Annotated in this window: 20 protein-coding genes; 18 read left to right on the forward strand and 2 right to left on the reverse strand. The window is 35.4% G+C overall.

Annotated features, from left to right (window positions below):
* Window positions 1-2: 2 nt before the first annotated feature.
* Both ACM55M_RS09310 and ACM55M_RS09315 read right to left on the reverse strand, forming a co-directional pair.
* Window positions 3-3,194, reverse strand: a complete 3,192-nt coding sequence (locus ACM55M_RS09310; protein ID WP_416857327.1) for a SusC/RagA family TonB-linked outer membrane protein — start codon at window positions 3,192-3,194, stop codon at window positions 3-5.
* An 85-nt stretch (window positions 3,195-3,279) separates the two neighbouring features.
* The gene (locus tag ACM55M_RS09315) at window positions 3,280-4,863 is read right to left on the reverse strand and encodes a BamA/TamA family outer membrane protein (protein ID WP_416857329.1); all 1,584 of its coding nucleotides are present in this window, start codon (window positions 4,861-4,863) and stop codon (window positions 3,280-3,282) included.
* 297 nt (window positions 4,864-5,160) lie between these two features.
* On the opposite strand from ACM55M_RS09315, the gene rpsL reads away from it, so the two are divergent.
* The 18 genes from rpsL to rpsN all read left to right on the forward strand — a co-directional run bounded on the left by rpsL (window position 5,161) and on the right by rpsN (window position 15,027).
* Window positions 5,161-5,544, forward strand: a complete 384-nt coding sequence (rpsL, locus tag ACM55M_RS09320; RefSeq protein WP_144893908.1) for a 30S ribosomal protein S12 — start codon at window positions 5,161-5,163, stop codon at window positions 5,542-5,544.
* A 74-nt stretch (window positions 5,545-5,618) separates the two neighbouring features.
* Window positions 5,619-6,095, forward strand: coding sequence for a 30S ribosomal protein S7 (gene rpsG / locus ACM55M_RS09325; RefSeq protein WP_035668130.1), 477 nt, complete (start codon window positions 5,619-5,621; stop codon window positions 6,093-6,095).
* A gap of 10 nt (window positions 6,096-6,105) precedes the next feature.
* Window positions 6,106-8,262 (forward strand): elongation factor G, encoded by a 2,157-nt coding sequence (gene fusA / locus ACM55M_RS09330; protein ID WP_416842883.1) that lies wholly within the window; start codon window positions 6,106-6,108, stop codon window positions 8,260-8,262.
* A gap of 11 nt (window positions 8,263-8,273) precedes the next feature.
* Window positions 8,274-8,579 carry a 30S ribosomal protein S10 gene (gene rpsJ / locus ACM55M_RS09335; protein ID WP_011963470.1) on the forward strand — a complete coding sequence of 102 codons (306 nt, stop codon included), beginning with the start codon at window positions 8,274-8,276 and terminating at the stop codon, window positions 8,577-8,579.
* 152 nt (window positions 8,580-8,731) lie between these two features.
* Window positions 8,732-9,349: a 50S ribosomal protein L3 gene (gene rplC, locus ACM55M_RS09340; protein ID WP_039110224.1), complete on the forward strand. Its 618-nt coding sequence runs from the start codon at window positions 8,732-8,734 to the stop codon at window positions 9,347-9,349.
* On the forward strand, window positions 9,349-9,978 hold the full coding sequence (gene rplD, locus ACM55M_RS09345; RefSeq protein ID WP_113666973.1) for a 50S ribosomal protein L4: 630 nt from the start codon (window positions 9,349-9,351) through the stop codon (window positions 9,976-9,978). The genes rplC and rplD overlap by 1 nt, the downstream gene beginning before the upstream one ends.
* A 6-nt stretch (window positions 9,979-9,984) precedes the next feature.
* Window positions 9,985-10,275 (forward strand): 50S ribosomal protein L23, encoded by a 291-nt coding sequence (gene rplW / locus ACM55M_RS09350; RefSeq protein ID WP_104000023.1) that lies wholly within the window; start codon window positions 9,985-9,987, stop codon window positions 10,273-10,275.
* 6 nt (window positions 10,276-10,281) lie between these two features.
* Window positions 10,282-11,106, forward strand: a complete 825-nt coding sequence (rplB, locus tag ACM55M_RS09355) for a 50S ribosomal protein L2 (protein ID WP_035668122.1) — start codon at window positions 10,282-10,284, stop codon at window positions 11,104-11,106.
* A gap of 6 nt (window positions 11,107-11,112) precedes the next feature.
* Complete coding sequence (gene rpsS, locus ACM55M_RS09360) at window positions 11,113-11,391, forward strand: 30S ribosomal protein S19 (RefSeq protein WP_416857330.1); 279 nt, start codon at window positions 11,113-11,115, stop codon at window positions 11,389-11,391.
* Window positions 11,392-11,397: 6 nt separating this feature from the next.
* Window positions 11,398-11,811: a 50S ribosomal protein L22 gene (gene rplV / locus ACM55M_RS09365; RefSeq protein WP_035668120.1), complete on the forward strand. Its 414-nt coding sequence runs from the start codon at window positions 11,398-11,400 to the stop codon at window positions 11,809-11,811.
* Window positions 11,812-11,813: 2 nt separating this feature from the next.
* Window positions 11,814-12,575: a 30S ribosomal protein S3 gene (rpsC, locus tag ACM55M_RS09370; RefSeq protein ID WP_416836432.1), complete on the forward strand. Its 762-nt coding sequence runs from the start codon at window positions 11,814-11,816 to the stop codon at window positions 12,573-12,575.
* A 19-nt stretch (window positions 12,576-12,594) separates the two neighbouring features.
* The gene (gene rplP, locus ACM55M_RS09375; protein ID WP_007803637.1) at window positions 12,595-13,020 is read left to right on the forward strand and encodes a 50S ribosomal protein L16; all 426 of its coding nucleotides are present in this window, start codon (window positions 12,595-12,597) and stop codon (window positions 13,018-13,020) included.
* A gap of 13 nt (window positions 13,021-13,033) precedes the next feature.
* Window positions 13,034-13,225: a 50S ribosomal protein L29 gene (gene rpmC, locus ACM55M_RS09380; protein WP_035668115.1), complete on the forward strand. Its 192-nt coding sequence runs from the start codon at window positions 13,034-13,036 to the stop codon at window positions 13,223-13,225.
* 17 nt (window positions 13,226-13,242) lie between these two features.
* Window positions 13,243-13,503 carry a 30S ribosomal protein S17 gene (rpsQ, locus tag ACM55M_RS09385; RefSeq protein ID WP_039110222.1) on the forward strand — a complete coding sequence of 87 codons (261 nt, stop codon included), beginning with the start codon at window positions 13,243-13,245 and terminating at the stop codon, window positions 13,501-13,503.
* Window positions 13,504-13,505: 2 nt separating this feature from the next.
* A complete protein-coding gene (gene rplN, locus ACM55M_RS09390) occupies window positions 13,506-13,874 on the forward strand; it encodes a 50S ribosomal protein L14 (protein ID WP_026717863.1) in 369 nt (122 codons plus the stop codon).
* 11 nt (window positions 13,875-13,885) lie between these two features.
* Window positions 13,886-14,200: a 50S ribosomal protein L24 gene (gene rplX, locus ACM55M_RS09395; RefSeq protein ID WP_035668111.1), complete on the forward strand. Its 315-nt coding sequence runs from the start codon at window positions 13,886-13,888 to the stop codon at window positions 14,198-14,200.
* Window positions 14,201-14,202: 2 nt separating this feature from the next.
* A complete protein-coding gene (gene rplE / locus ACM55M_RS09400) occupies window positions 14,203-14,754 on the forward strand; it encodes a 50S ribosomal protein L5 (protein ID WP_091173704.1) in 552 nt (183 codons plus the stop codon).
* 3 nt (window positions 14,755-14,757) lie between these two features.
* On the forward strand, window positions 14,758-15,027 hold the full coding sequence (gene rpsN / locus ACM55M_RS09405) for a 30S ribosomal protein S14 (protein WP_007136553.1): 270 nt from the start codon (window positions 14,758-14,760) through the stop codon (window positions 15,025-15,027).
* Window positions 15,028-15,106: the final 79 nt, after the last annotated feature.

Consider the following 15,106-nt stretch of genomic DNA (forward strand, 5'->3'; position numbering starts at 1 on the left):
TATTAAAAAGTGGTATTGATACTAAAACCAAAAGTTCGTGTTGATGGGTATTGGGCATCACCAATAAAACCAAGACCATTTCTTGAAGTATTAGTAAGGGTACCAGCAGGGTTTTTAGCTGCAGAAGATGTAGTGTTGTTAACTTGATTAGAAGCTTCAGGATCAGCATATCCTCTGTTACCTTTAGCCAAAATTATAAATGGATTTCTAGCATTTACACTAAATTTAAAGGTTTCAATTCCAGCTTTTTCTAATATTCTTTTTGGAAGAGAGTAGCTTAAAGCAATTTCTCTAACTTTAAAAGCTGTAGCATCAATTAAATTGTGAGCACCTAAATTTGAAGCTGCACCGTAAAAAGCCTGTGTTCTGTTCGCTGCTCCAGTCAAGCTAGAAAAACCTCCTGTCAAAACACTTGTGTTAGGGATATAATCTCCTACTGTAGCTGTCGCTGGATTGTCAATTACAGAACCTGGGTAAAGGAAGCCAACATTTCTGTCGAAATCAGCCGATTCTACTAAGTGTCCATTCCATGTAAGGTTGTATTTAGTTTGAGAGATAAAGTGATGACCCGTTCTGTAATCCATAGTAAATGATAAACCAATACCTTTGTAATCAAAGCTATTTGTAAGGCCTAAAGTATATTTTGGAGTAACTTGACCTAAGTTTTTGAAATTTGCATCTGGAGTTGGTCTTCCTTGAGCATCAACAATTACATGTCCTTCTGTGTCTCTTGTCCAGTCAGTACCGGTAATGAATGGGAAAGGTAGGCCTTGTACTGCAGATATATCAGCATTTACTTGTGAATTTCCACTATTTGTTATTACAACTTTAGTCGACTCACCTGCGTCAATTACTTTAGTTTCATTAGCTGTATATGAAAGTCTACCATTCCATTTAAAGTTTGGTGTGCTTACCGGCATAAAACCTAAATCAATTTCAACACCTTTACCTTTTAACTCACCTGAGTTTGTCTTTTTTGTTAACAAACCTGTTGTAGTACTAAGTGAAGCGTCAGTAATTAAATCAGTTGTAGTCGTCATGTAACCAGCAACATCTAAAGTTAACCTGTCGTTAAAGAATCCAAAATTTAATCCACCCTCTAAGGTAGTATAGTTTTCTGGTTTAATGTTAGGGTCAGTGATGCTAGAACTATTATTAAATGAGTTTCCAGTACCAGGAAATGGGAAGCCAGTAGCAGTAGATGCTAAATCTAAAATTTCATATGCACCTACAGGGTCTAACGAACCGATTTTTGAATAGTTAGCATATACTTTTAAATTACTTAAAGTAGAGTTGCCCTGTAATCCTTCAAATGCTTTAGTAGGAATGAAAGATGCTCCAACAGATGGGTAAAAGTAAAATTGATTTCCTTTCTTAGCTACACTGTTTCCTTCGTATCTTCCTGTTGCATTTAAGAACAAATAATCTTTGTAATTAAAATCAACATTGGCAAATGTAGCTGTTGATCTTGTTTCAAAAGTGTTATTATTCATCGAAGAAGGGTTAGCAGGATTTAAAACATTATTAATATTGTATAAGCCTGGAATCTCTAAATTAGTTCCCCCTTGAGAAAGTCTTTTGCTATAATTATATTGCATATTCTGACCTATATTGAATTTCATTCCTATGTTTTCTGTTAACTCATAGTTGAAATTCAGTAATAAATCTCCATAATAAAATGTTGATCCAAAGTTAGATTGGAAAAATTCAGAGCCAGTTGAAAAATCGGCATCTGCAGTTGCTGGAGCTGATCCTGCATTAGAATAAGAAATTTGACTGTTGTTTCTTAACTGAACAGATCCATTATAGGTAATCCCTACGTGTTTGTTTATTTCATAGTCAGCATTAGCACCAAAATTAATGTAATTTCTGGTCTCTTCTAATCTGTTATTGTCTTTTGCCCACCAAGGATTTTGATAATAACCATTCCATCCATACAAACCTCTGTTTTTAAATTCACCAATTGGAATATTAGAGGCAGCTTGTAGCAAGTTGGTTAAAAGCGTATAATCAGCACGAGAAGTCGCTGCATTCACATTGGCTTGTTTTGTTCTTTGATTAGTGAAAGTAACTGTTCCGCCTAAAGTCAGTTTGTTTAATTTTTTTCCAGCGCTTAAAACGAAGTTATTTCTGTTTAAGTGATCACCTTGAAGAATAAAATTACGACTTACGTTACCCATATTAAAGTTCAAATACGAATCTTGTCCACCAGCATTGATGTTCAGATTGTTTTGGTAAATCGTACCAGTTTGGTAAAATTCTTTAATGTTGTCATCTCCTCTTGAAGAGTATGGAGCCATAACATCGCCTTGTGGGCTCCCAGGAATTCCTTCCGCCCATATAGCACCGTCAAATAACTCTCCCCATCCACCGTTTTCTTGGGGATCACGAGAATTGTACCATCCTTGACCGTATTTTTGTTGTCTTTCAGGAACAAAAAGAATGTTTTCCACATCTACTCCAGAGCTAAAAGTAACACTCATTTTTTCGTCTCTAGTACCTTTTTTAGTTTGTACTAAAACAACACCTTGTTTTCCTTGAGAACCATATAAAGCTGCCCCTTGAGCACCTTTTAATACTGTAACGTTTTCAATGATATCAGACGGTAATGTTGCAAGTACATCTGCAGTAGAGATTACATTGTCAATTACTACAAGTGCTTCCGTATTACCTGTGAAAGATAACATAGAACGAATTCTGATTGAGTTAGTACCCCCAACACCATTACTGGTTCCGTTGATCGTTAACCCAGAAACCTTTCCAACTAAAGAGCGAACAACATCAGGATTAGATGCTGCTTTCAATTCCTGATTGGAAACGGTAGAGTAAGAAGAGGTAATAGCAGCTTTCTTTTTCTTGATCCCTACTGCTCCTGTAATTACAACTTCTTGTAGTTGCATTGAAGCATCCTGTAGTTTCACATTCATCGTAGCTGAGCTAGCTGTAATTTCTTGGGTTTTCATCCCAATGTAGCTAAAAATCAAGACTTGGCTTGAAGTTACTCTGATAGAATATTTCCCATCAAAATCAGTTTGTGTTCCAGATTTAGTTCCTTTTACTAATACACTCACGCCTGGTAAAGGCATTCCTGTATTGTCAGAAACAGTTCCTGAAACAGCTCTTTCTTGCGCAAAAGTTAGTTGCGCCACAAGTACTACTAATAGTACTAAGAATCCATTGAACTTTAGTTTCATTTTTAAATATTTTGAATTAGTGAGACAAAAATCTTAATAATTTGTTAACTTTCCTAACATTTGAAATGATTTTTTATGCACGCATTCAAAATTTAACATTATAACATATGTGAATAATAGTGTTATAAAAAATTATTTTTTGGATTTTAGTACTCCCGTTTGCAAAAGCTAATTTCAGTAATCCATTTTTTGTTCGTAGACCTAATCCTAGTCCCAGTCCTATTAGGTTCGTTTTTTGATTGTTTTCTTTTGCAGTTGTTCTGTCTTCGTATGTGCCGTAATCTATTATGGAATGAATGTATAAACTAGGGGAAAGTGTGTGTCTATATTCTGTTAATATTGATGTTAAAAAATTTGCTTGAAGACTATTTTCTTCGAATCCTCGTATAGAATTTATTCCTCCAAAACGAAATAATTCATTTATTATATAAGTATTGCTTTGTAAAAAATAATTTTGGCTTTTTATGTTGATGCTATTCTTTTTATCTAGATAAAAATTATGCATAGCTTCCAGATTGATATAAAATTGTTTGTTTTTTGTTTCAGATAGATTATTGGAGTTTCTTTTTCCAAGTCCAATTGTAAGTAGAAGAGTTGATTTTTTTGGAAATAGAGAATTGTTATTGTTTTTTGTGTATTCGAAATCTGAAGTCAAGAATGAGTTTTTGTAATCGCTCAATTGCTTGCTGTTCGTATTTTGTATATCGCTGGATTCGGTTGATTGGATTCCTAGGTAAATTCGGGTATTGTAATTGATAAAATAACCTAAGTCGATTCCAGTTTTTGTGTTTTGGTAGGTGCTGTCTTGTTTGAAAATTGTAAGGTGAGCATTCAGTCCGATTGGACTTTTAAATAAATAGGGTAATTCTATGCTAGTTTTAAATGTTTTTTGTTTGTTTCCGTCGCTTTTCCAATAAATTAAAAATTGTTCTCCTGCTCCTAAGGTGTTTTCTAGATTGATATCTAAATAGCCGTTAATAGTTGTTTTTTTATTCCCGTTGTTAGAAAATCCGATGAAGCCATCAAAAGTATTTGACGTCCTTTTTTCAAGATAGACATATATTTTTGTGGTGTCTTTTGTGAATAAAATTTCAGGATATTTTACCTGATTTATGAATTTAAATTTTTTAAATTCATTATATACTTCATCGACAATGTTCTGATTGAAAGCTTTATTTTGGTATTTGTGATTGATTTGGGCTATATATCCTTTGGGGAAGTTTGTTTTGTTGTCTTTTTCAATATATTTAATTTCGATTGCATTTAATTTTCTTTTTTTGTCCGATGTGAATTCTAAATCAGCATAAAGGGTTTGATTTCTGTTTTGAATGTTAATCAGTTTTAATTTTGCTAAAGCAAATCCTTTTTGTTCTAATTTTTGTAAAATATTGTTCAGGAAAGCTTCTGTTTCTTCATATCGAATCACAATGGTGTCTTTCGGTTTGTTAGGGGCTATTGAGTTGTTTAATTCATTATTTGTACCTATATATATATGTATGGTTTTGATTCTGTTGCCTAAACTCAATTTAGCAATATAAATAGAGTCTTTTGTTTTTATCGTTTCAATTATATTGTTTTCAATATACCCAATTTTAGATAGTTTGTCTGATATTCCAGTTGTTTCGTCAAGGAGAGATTTTATGTTTTTATGATTTGAATTGTAATTCAATGAATCAATAGTTTTTGTTTCAGAATCAGAGTTGCCGATTATTTGTAATTGAAAATTTTGGGCAGGACAACGTAATCCAAAGTTCAATAATAAAATTAAAAGTAGCAAAGGTTTCAAGTGAGTATGTGTTTTAATAAATGTAATACAAATATCTGTGGTTTGTAATAAAAATCAAACGGCAAAATAATCTTATTGAAAATTAATAGTTTAACGTTTGTAGAGTGAAAATTATTTTCTACATTTGCAACCCCGTAAAAAGCGGGAATTTAATATAATAAGAAATTTTTAGTATTAATTATGCCAACAATTCAACAATTAGTAAGAACAGGAAGAACTCAGATAACTAAGAAGAGTAAATCGGTTGCTTTAGATTCTTGTCCTCAAAGAAGAGGGGTTTGTACGCGTGTTTACACTACAACACCAAAAAAACCAAACTCTGCAATGCGTAAAGTAGCGCGTGTACGTTTGACAAATGGTAATGAGGTGAATGCTTACATCCCTGGTGAAGGACACAATTTACAAGAGCACTCGATAGTATTAGTTAGGGGTGGAAGGGTAAAAGATTTACCAGGAGTTAGATATCACATCGTTCGTGGTGCGCTTGATACGTCAGGAGTAGCAGGAAGAACGCAAAGAAGATCTAAGTACGGAGCAAAACGCCCAAAAGAAGTAAAAAAGTAATTTAAAAAGTTATTTCTTGTAGCGATGTGATTAGTCACATTTGTATGGGTAAGACCTTTTATTAAAAAAAAGACATGAGAAAAAGAGCGGCAAAGAAGAGACCACTTTTACCAGATCCAAGGTTTAATGATCAACTGGTAACACGTTTTGTGAACAACTTAATGTGGGATGGAAAAAAATCGACAGCGTTTAAAGTATTTTATGATGCGATTGACATCATTGAGTCTAAAAAACAAGATGCAGAGAAACCATCATTAGAAATTTGGAAAGATGCGTTAACCAATGTTATGCCTCACGTAGAAGTACGTAGTCGTAGAGTAGGTGGAGCAACATTCCAAATTCCAATGCAAATTCGTCCAGATAGAAAAATTTCTATGGCGATGAAGTGGTTGATACTTTATTCTAGAAGAAGAAATGAAAAATCTATGGCTCAAAGGTTAGCTTCAGAATGTTTAGCTGCGGCTAAAGAGGAAGGTGCTGCTGTAAAAAAGAGAATGGATACTCACAAAATGGCAGAAGCTAATAAAGCATTCTCTCACTTTAGATTTTAATTCATAAGAAATGGCTAGAGATCTAAAATACACAAGAAATATTGGAATTGCTGCTCACATTGATGCTGGTAAAACAACAACAACGGAGCGTATATTATTCTATACAGGTAAATCACACAAAATAGGTGAAGTACACGATGGTGCTGCAACTATGGACTGGATGGCGCAAGAGCAAGAAAGAGGTATTACAATTACTTCTGCTGCAACTACTTGTGAATGGAATTTCCCTACTACACAAGGAGTGCCTTTACCGGAAACACTACCGTATCACTTTAATATTATTGATACCCCGGGACACGTTGATTTTACTGTTGAAGTAAATCGTTCTTTGCGTGTGCTTGATGGGTTGGTTTTCTTGTTTAGTGCTGTTGATGGTGTTGAGCCACAATCAGAAACGAACTGGAGACTTGCGGATCAATATAGAGTACCACGTATCGGTTTCGTAAACAAAATGGACCGTCAAGGTTCTAACTTTTTGATGGTTTGTCAACAAGTTAGAGACATGTTGAAATCTAATGCAGTTGCTATTACTTTGCCAATAGGTGAAGAAAACGACTTCAAAGGTGTGGTTGATTTAGTGAAAAATCAAGCTATTGTATGGCACGAAGAAGGTTTGGGTGCTACATATGATATTGTGCCTATTCCTGAGGATATGATAGCAGAAGTGAAAGAATACAGATCAATTCTTATTGAAGCAGTAGCTGATTATGATGAAAATTTGTTGGAAAAATTCATGGAAGATGAAGACTCTATTACAGAGGAAGAAATCAATACTGCGTTAAGAGCTGCTACTATGGATATGGCTATCATTCCGATGATTGCTGGTTCTTCTTTCAAAAACAAAGGAGTTCAGTTCATGTTAGATGCCGTATGTAAATATTTGCCATCTCCAATGGATAAAGAAGGTATCGAAGGGATTCATCCTGATGATGCTGATTTATTAGAGGAAGATCAAACTAAAATTTTGCGTAAGCCAGATGTTAAAGAGCCATTCGCTGCTTTAGCGTTTAAAATTGCTACTGACCCATTCGTAGGTCGTTTGGCTTTCTTCCGTGCTTATTCAGGACGTTTAGATGCAGGTTCTTATGTATTGAACACACGTTCAGGAAACAAAGAAAGAATTTCTCGTATTTACCAAATGCATGCTAACAAGCAAAACCCAATCGATTATATCGAAGCAGGTGATATTGGAGCGGCAGTAGGATTTAAAGATATCAAAACTGGAGATACATTGTGTGATGAAAAACACCCAATTATCTTAGAAAGCATGAAATTCCCTGCGCCGGTTATTGGTATTGCGATTGAACCTAAAACTAAGGCTGACGTAGATAAAATGGGTATGGCTTTGGCTAAATTAGCGGAAGAAGATCCAACATTTACTGTTAGAACAGATGAGGCTTCAGGTCAAACTATTATATCAGGTATGGGTGAGCTTCACTTAGATATCCTTGTTGATAGAATGAAACGTGAATTTAAAGTTGAAGTGAACCAAGGGGAACCTCAAGTTGAATATAAAGAAGCATTTACTAAATCTGCACAACACAGAGAAACGTACAAGAAACAATCAGGTGGTCGTGGTAAATTCGGTGATATCGTATTTAGAATCGAACCAGCGGATTTAGTTGACGGTAAAGCTCCTGTAGGATTGCAGTTTATTAATGCAGTAAAAGGTGGTAACGTTCCTAAAGAATATATCCCTTCAGTTGAAAAAGGTTTCAGAGAGGCTATGAAAACAGGTCCTTTAGCAGGATACCAAGTAGATAGTTTGAAAGTGACTTTATTAGACGGATCTTTTCACCCTGTCGATTCAGATGCGCTTTCTTTTGAGTTAGCTGCAAGAATGGGTTACAGAGAGTCAGGTCGTGCTGCAGGTGCTGTTATTCTTGAGCCTATCATGAAAATGGAAGTTATTACACCAGAAGAAAACATGGGGGATATCGTAGGTGATATCAACCGTCGTAGAGGTCAGGTGAATGATATGGGTGACAGAAATGGTGCTAAAACTATTAAAGCAGATGTGCCATTATCAGAAATGTTTGGTTATGTTACTACTTTAAGAACTTTGTCTTCAGGTCGTGCAACATCAACAATGGAATTTTCACATTACGCTGAAACTCCTTCGAATATTTCGGAAGCAGTTATCAAAAAAGCAAAAGGAAACGCTTAATCTTTAAGAAAATGAGTCAAAAAATCAGAATAAAATTAAAATCTTACGATCACATGTTGGTAGACAAGTCTGCTGAAAAGATTGTAAAAACTGTAAAAAGTACCGGTGCGGTAGTAACAGGACCAATTCCATTACCAACTCACAAAAAACTTTTCACTGTACTACGTTCTCCACACGTTAACAAAAAAGCGAGAGAGCAATTTGAAGTAATGTCATACAAGAGATTAATTGACATTTATTCATCTTCATCTAAAACTATTGATGCTTTAATGAAACTTGAATTGCCAAGTGGAGTTGAAGTTGAAATCAAAGTTTAAGTAGTTTAAGAGTAAAAAAGGACGCTGTTTTTAATCGAAATTATTTTTTGGTTTGTGTGTAAATAAGTTATACATTTGCACCCACTAAAAAAATAGGATTCGGTTAAAAGCTGCGTTCTATATTTATATTTAATAATTAATAATTAATAATTATGTCTGGGTTAATTGGTAAAAAAATCGGCATGACTAGCATTTTCGACGAGAACGGGAAGAATATTCCTTGTACAGTAATCGAAGCTGGACCATGTGTTGTTACCCAAGTCAGAACCAAAGGTGTTGACGGGTACGAAGCGTTGCAACTTGGTTTCGATGACAAAAACGAGAAACATTCCACAAAAGCGGCTTTAGGTCACTTTAAAAAAGCGGGAACTGTAGCTAAGAAAAAAGTCGTTGAATTCCGAGATTTCGCAACAGAACAAAATTTAGGAGATCTTATTGATGTTTCTATTTTTCAAGAAGGAGAATTTGTAGATGTACAAGGTGTATCTAAAGGTAAAGGTTTTCAGGGGGTTGTAAAACGTCACGGTTTTGGTGGTGTTGGTCAAGCAACTCACGGTCAACACAACCGTTTAAGAGCGCCAGGTTCTGTAGGAGCTTCTTCTTATCCATCTAGAGTATTCAAAGGAATGCGTATGGCTGGAAGAATGGGAGGAGACAATGTAAAAGTTCAAAACCTTAGAGTTTTAAAAGTAGTTGCTGAAAAGAACCTACTTGTTATTAAAGGATGTGTTCCTGGATGTAACAACTCTTATGTAATCATTCAGAAGTAATGGAAGCAAAAGTATTAGATTTCAACGGAAAAGATACTGGAAGAAAAGTTCAACTTTCTGATTCAGTATTTGGTATAGAACCAAACAATCACGCAGTATACCTTGATGTAAAGCAATATCTTGCTAATCAAAGACAAGGAACGCACAAAGCTAAAGAAAGAGCTGAAGTTGCGGGAAGTACGCGTAAGATTAAAAAACAAAAAGGAACTGGTACTGCTCGTGCAGGTAGTGCAAAGAATCCATTGTTTAAAGGTGGTGGAACAGTTTTCGGGCCAAGACCAAGAAGTTATTCATTCAAATTGAATAAAAGCTTGAAACGTTTGGCAAGAAAATCTGCTTTCTCAATTAAAGCAAAAGAATCGAACATTATCGTTCTTGCAGACTTTGAATTTGAAACACCAAACACTAAAAATTTCATCAACGTTTTGAAAGCTTTAGAGTTAGAAAATAAAAAATCCCTGTTTGTCTTGGGTGATACAAATAAAAATGTATATTTGTCGTCACGCAATTTAAAAGGCTCTAGCGTGGTAAGTAGCTTAGAATTAAGCACTTATGCTATTTTAAACGCTAATAATTTAGTGCTTTTAGAGAGTTCTTTGGAGATAATTGAAGAAAATTTAAGTAAATAATAGGATATGAGCATCATAATTAAGCCTATAGTAACGGAAAAAGTAACCAAAGAAAGTGAAGTTTTAAACCGCTTCGGATTTGTTGTTGACAAAAAAGCAAACAAAGTACAAATTAAGAAAGCTGTTGAAGCTGCTTATGGAGTAACTGTTTTGAGTGTTAACACCATGAACGTAAGACCGGATAGAACTACTAAATACACTAAAAGTGGTTTAATCAGTGGAAAGACTAATGCAATTAAAAAAGCAATTGTTCAAGTACAAGAAGGAGAAACAATTGATTTTTACAACAATATCTAAGATAAAATGTCAGTAAGAAAATTAAAACCTATTACCCCAGGTCAGCGATTTAGAGTTGTGAATGGTTATGACGCCATTACAACTGATAAGCCGGAACGCTCTTTGATAGCGCCGATAAAAAACTCTGGTGGTAGAAATAGTCAAGGAAAGATGACCATGCGTTATACGGGTGGTGGTCACAAGCAGAGATATCGTATCATTGATTTTAAACGTACAAAAGAAGGAATTCCAGCTACGGTTAAATCAATTGAATATGATCCAAATCGTACTGCATTTATCGCTTTGTTAGCGTATGCTGATGGAGAGAAAACGTATGTTATTGCTCAAAACGGATTGAAAGTTGGTCAGAAATTAGTTTCTGGTCCAGAATCTCAACCGGAGATTGGTAATACTTTACCTTTAAGTAGAGTTCCACTTGGAACTGTTATTTCTTGTATCGAATTGAGACCAGGTCAAGGGGCGGTAATCGCTCGTTCTGCTGGAACATTTGCTCAATTAATGGCAAGAGATGGAAAATATGCTACAATTAAAATGCCTTCTGGAGAAACAAGATTAATCTTGTTGACTTGTTCGGCTACAATTGGAGCGGTTTCTAATTCAGATCACCAATTAGTTGTATCAGGAAAAGCTGGTAGAACAAGATGGTTAGGAAGAAGACCTAGAACAAGACCTGTTGCAATGAACCCTGTCGATCACCCAATGGGTGGTGGTGAAGGACGTTCTTCTGGTGGACATCCACGTTCAAGAAATGGAATACCAGCTAAAGGTTATAGAACTCGTTCTAAGAAAAACCCGAGTAACAAGTATATCGTAGAACGTAGAAAGAAATAATAAGATATGGCACGTTCATTAAAAAAAGGACCTTTCGTTCATTATAAGTTAGACAAGAAAGTTCAGGAAAACATTGCAGGTGGAAGCAAAGGAGTGGTTAAGACATGGTCTAGAGCTTCTATGATTACTCCAGACTTTGTTGGACAAACTATCGCAGTTCATAACGGTCGTCAATTTGTACCAGTTTACGTAACAGAAAATATGGTAGGTCACAAATTAGGAGAATTTTCACCAACTAGATCTTTTAGAGGTCATGCTGGAGCAAAAAATAAAGGTAAAAAATAAGAAGCAATGGGAGTTCGTAAAAGAGAAACAGCAGATGCAAGAAAAGAGGCTAATAAGTCTTTGGCCTTCGCAAAGTTAAATAACTGCCCTACTTCACCTAGAAAAATGCGCTTAGTAGCAGATCTAGTAAGAGGTCAGAAGGTAGAAAGAGCACTTAACATCTTAAGATTCAGTTCTAAAGAAGCTTCAAGAAAATTAGAAAAATTGGTTTTATCTGTAATTGCCAACTGGCAAGCAAAAAACCCTGAAGCTAATATGGAAGAAGCAGGTTTATTTGTTAAGGAAATCCGTGTTGATGGTGGAATGATGTTGAAAAGACTTCGTCCAGCACCGCAAGGAAGAGCACACAGAATTAGAAAACGTTCTAACCACGTAACAATCGTGCTAGGAGCTATCAATAACACACAAAGCAATTCTTAAGCATGGGACAAAAGACAAATCCAATTGGAAATAGACTTGGTATCATCAGAGGATGGGACTCAAACTGGTATGGTGGAAATGATTATGGTGATAAACTTGCCGAAGATCACAAAATCAGAAAGTATATCCATGCTCGTTTATCAAAAGCTAGTGTATCAAAAGTAATCATCGAGAGAACTTTAAAACTTGTAACCGTTACTATCACTACTGCAAGACCTGGTATTATTATCGGAAAAGGTGGACAAGAGGTAGACAAGTTGAAAGAAGAACTTAAGAAAATTACTGACAAAGAGGTTCAAATCAACATTTTTGAAATTAAAAGACCTGAACTTGACGCGTATCTAGTTGCTACAAGCATCTGTCGTCAAATCGAAAGCAGAATTTCTTACAGACGTGCAATCAAAATGGCTATTGCTGCTTCTATGCGTATGAACGCAGAAGGTATCAAAGTTTTGATTTCTGGTCGTTTGAATGGTGCTGAGATGGCACGTTCAGAAGGTTTCAAAGAAGGTAGAATTCCTCTATCAACTTTCAGAGCTGATATTGATTATGCTTTGGCTGAAGCTCATACTACTTATGGTAGAATGGGAATCAAAGTGTGGATCATGAAAGGTGAAGTTTATGGAAAGAGAGATCTTTCTCCGCTTGCAGGAATGGATAAAAAACAATCCGGAACTGGTGGTGGTAAAGGTGGCGAGTCTCCTAGAGGAGATAGAAAGCCTTTTAATAAAGGTGGAAAACCAGACGCTCGTAAAAGAAAGTAAATTTTTAAACTAAAGAAAAATGTTACAGCCTAAAAGAACAAAATACCGTAAGGTACAAAAGGGTAAAATGAAAGGAAATTCTCAAAGAGGACATGAACTTTCTAATGGAATGTTTGGTATTAAATCTGTACATGAAGATGGAATGTTCTTAACTTCTCGTCAAATCGAAGCTGCGCGTATCGCTGCAACTCGTTTTATGAAGAGAGAGGGACAATTATGGATCAAAATATTTCCAGACAAACCAATTACTAAGAAACCTCTTGAGGTACGTATGGGTAAAGGAAAAGGAGCCGTTGAATATTGGGCTGCTGTTGTTAAACCCGGAAGAATTATGTTTGAAGTTGGAGGAGTACCTTTGTCAGTTGCAAAAGAGGCGTTACGTCTTGCGGCTCAAAAGCTTCCAGTAAAAACTAAATTCGTTGTTGCTAGAGATTTCGAAGCATAATTTATATTATATTATGAAACAATCAGAAATAAAAGATCTTTCTGCAGCGGAGTTGCAAGAAAAACTTAGCCAGACTAAGAAGGCATATGCCGACCTAAAAATGGCTCACGCTATTTCTCCAATTGAGAATCCACTTCAAATTAGAAGTGTAAGAAGAACAGTTGCAAGATTAGCTACGGAACTTACTAAAAGAGAGTTGCAATAATTGTAATCTGCTGAAAGATGGAAGAAAAAAGAAATTTAAGAAAAGAAAGAGTTGGTGTTGTAACTTCGGACAAAATGGATAAATCTATTGTTGTTGCAGAAGTGCGTAAAGTTAAACACCCATTATACGGTAAGTTCGTGTTGAAAACTAAAAAGTATCACGCACACGACGAAAAGAACGACTGCAACATTGGAGATACTGTAAGGATTAGCGAAACGCGTCCTATGAGTAAAACAAAATGTTGGAGGTTAGTTGAAATCCTAGAAAGAGCTAAATAATTATGGTACAACAAGAATCAAGACTAAAAGTAGCAGATAACACTGGAGCAAAGGAAGTTTTAACTATCCGTGTTTTAGGAGGTACCAAAAGAAGGTATGCCTCTGTTGGTGACAAGATTGTAGTTTCTATCAAAGATACTGCTCCTAACGGAAGCGTTAAAAAAGGAGCTGTTTCAACTGCAGTTGTTGTACGTACCAAAAAAGAAGTAAGAAGAGCCGATGGTTCATACATTAGATTTGATGACAACGCATGTGTGTTATTAAATGCTGCTGGTGAAATGAGAGGAACTCGTGTTTTTGGTCCGGTAGCAAGAGAACTTCGTGAAAAACAATTCATGAAAATTGTATCATTAGCACCAGAAGTGCTTTAATTCGTTTTAAGATGATAAAGCTAAAAATAAAATCAGGTGACATCGTAAGAGTAATTGCTGGAGACCATAAAGGTGCTGAAGGTAAAGTATTACGTGTTTACCGCGAGAAAAACAAAGCGATTGTAGAAGGTGTAAACATGGTTTCAAAACATACGAAACCTAGTGCAAAAAGCCCTCAAGGTGGTATTGTAAAGAAAGAAGCTTCTATACAAATATCTAATATTTCTTTAATTGATCCTAAAACTAAGGAAACAACTAGAGTGGGTATTAGAGTAGAAGGAGATAAGAAAGTAAGATTTTCAAAAAAATCTAATCAAGTACTATAGTAATGGCGTATATACCTAGACTAAAAGAAGAATATAAGAGCAGAGTAATTGCTGCTCTTAAAGAGGAATTCGGATACGTAAACGTAATGCAAGTTCCAAAATTGGAAAAAATCGTTTTAAGTAAAGGAGTTGGTGCAGCTGTATCTGATAAAAAACTAATCGACTATGCGGTTGATGAGTTAACGAAGATCACTGGACAGAAAGCAGTATCTACAATTTCAAAGAAAGACGTTGCGTCATTCAAATTGAGAAAAGGGATGCCTATTGGAGCAAAAGTTACTTTGCGTGGAGAAAGAATGTATGAGTTTTTAGATAGACTTATTACTTCAGCTTTACCACGTGTAAGAGATTTCAGTGGTATTAAAGCTACTGGTTTTGACGGAAGAGGAAATTACAACCTTGGAGTTTTGGAACAAATCATTTTCCCAGAAATTGATATTGACAAAGTAAACAAAATTTCAGGAATGGATATCTCTTTTGTAACTAGTGCAAAAACAGATAAAGAAGCAAAGTCTCTATTGACAGAATTAGGATTACCTTTTAAAAAGAATTAAGACATGGCTAAAGAATCAATGAAAGCCCGCGAGGTTAAGAGAGAAAAAACAGTAGCTAAGTATGCTGAGAAAAGAAAAGCTTTGTTAGAAGCTGGAGATTTCGTAGGTTTGCAAAAGTTACCAAAAAATGCTTCGCCAGTTCGTTTACACAATCGTTGTAAATTAACAGGTAGACCGAGAGGGTATATGCGTCAATTCGGTCTTTCACGTGTTACATTTCGTGAAATGGCAAATAACGGATTGATACCTGGTGTTAAAAAAGCATCTTGGTAAGACGTAATTTATTGCGTCCTGATACAGACATTACTTACGTTTTGTCTGTATCATAAACATTTATAAATTGGTTTCAGGT

Source organism: Flavobacterium galactosi (assembly GCF_048158585.1).
Lineage (GTDB): Bacteria > Bacteroidota > Bacteroidia > Flavobacteriales > Flavobacteriaceae > Flavobacterium > Flavobacterium galactosi.

Bases quoted from the DNA above. Each gene is read 5' to 3' on its own strand.
- ACM55M_RS09310 (WP_416857327.1), bottom strand. From the start codon at position 3,194: ATGAAACTAAAGTTCAATGGATTCTTAGTACTATTAGTAGTACTTGTG.
- rpsL (WP_144893908.1), top strand. From the start codon at position 5,161: ATGCCAACAATTCAACAATTAGTAAGAACAGGAAGAACTCAGATAACT.
- rpsG (WP_035668130.1), top strand. From the start codon at position 5,619: ATGAGAAAAAGAGCGGCAAAGAAGAGACCACTTTTACCAGATCCAAGG.
- fusA (WP_416842883.1), top strand. From the start codon at position 6,106: ATGGCTAGAGATCTAAAATACACAAGAAATATTGGAATTGCTGCTCAC.
- rpsJ (WP_011963470.1), top strand. From the start codon at position 8,274: ATGAGTCAAAAAATCAGAATAAAATTAAAATCTTACGATCACATGTTG.
- rplC (WP_039110224.1), top strand. From the start codon at position 8,732: ATGTCTGGGTTAATTGGTAAAAAAATCGGCATGACTAGCATTTTCGAC.
- rplD (WP_113666973.1), top strand. From the start codon at position 9,349: ATGGAAGCAAAAGTATTAGATTTCAACGGAAAAGATACTGGAAGAAAA.
- rplW (WP_104000023.1), top strand. From the start codon at position 9,985: ATGAGCATCATAATTAAGCCTATAGTAACGGAAAAAGTAACCAAAGAA.
- rplB (WP_035668122.1), top strand. From the start codon at position 10,282: ATGTCAGTAAGAAAATTAAAACCTATTACCCCAGGTCAGCGATTTAGA.
- rpsS (WP_416857330.1), top strand. From the start codon at position 11,113: ATGGCACGTTCATTAAAAAAAGGACCTTTCGTTCATTATAAGTTAGAC.
- rplV (WP_035668120.1), top strand. From the start codon at position 11,398: ATGGGAGTTCGTAAAAGAGAAACAGCAGATGCAAGAAAAGAGGCTAAT.
- rpsC (WP_416836432.1), top strand. From the start codon at position 11,814: ATGGGACAAAAGACAAATCCAATTGGAAATAGACTTGGTATCATCAGA.
- rplP (WP_007803637.1), top strand. From the start codon at position 12,595: ATGTTACAGCCTAAAAGAACAAAATACCGTAAGGTACAAAAGGGTAAA.
- rpmC (WP_035668115.1), top strand. From the start codon at position 13,034: ATGAAACAATCAGAAATAAAAGATCTTTCTGCAGCGGAGTTGCAAGAA.
- rpsQ (WP_039110222.1), top strand. From the start codon at position 13,243: ATGGAAGAAAAAAGAAATTTAAGAAAAGAAAGAGTTGGTGTTGTAACT.
- rplN (WP_026717863.1), top strand. From the start codon at position 13,506: ATGGTACAACAAGAATCAAGACTAAAAGTAGCAGATAACACTGGAGCA.
- rplX (WP_035668111.1), top strand. From the start codon at position 13,886: ATGATAAAGCTAAAAATAAAATCAGGTGACATCGTAAGAGTAATTGCT.
- rplE (WP_091173704.1), top strand. From the start codon at position 14,203: ATGGCGTATATACCTAGACTAAAAGAAGAATATAAGAGCAGAGTAATT.
- rpsN (WP_007136553.1), top strand. From the start codon at position 14,758: ATGGCTAAAGAATCAATGAAAGCCCGCGAGGTTAAGAGAGAAAAAACA.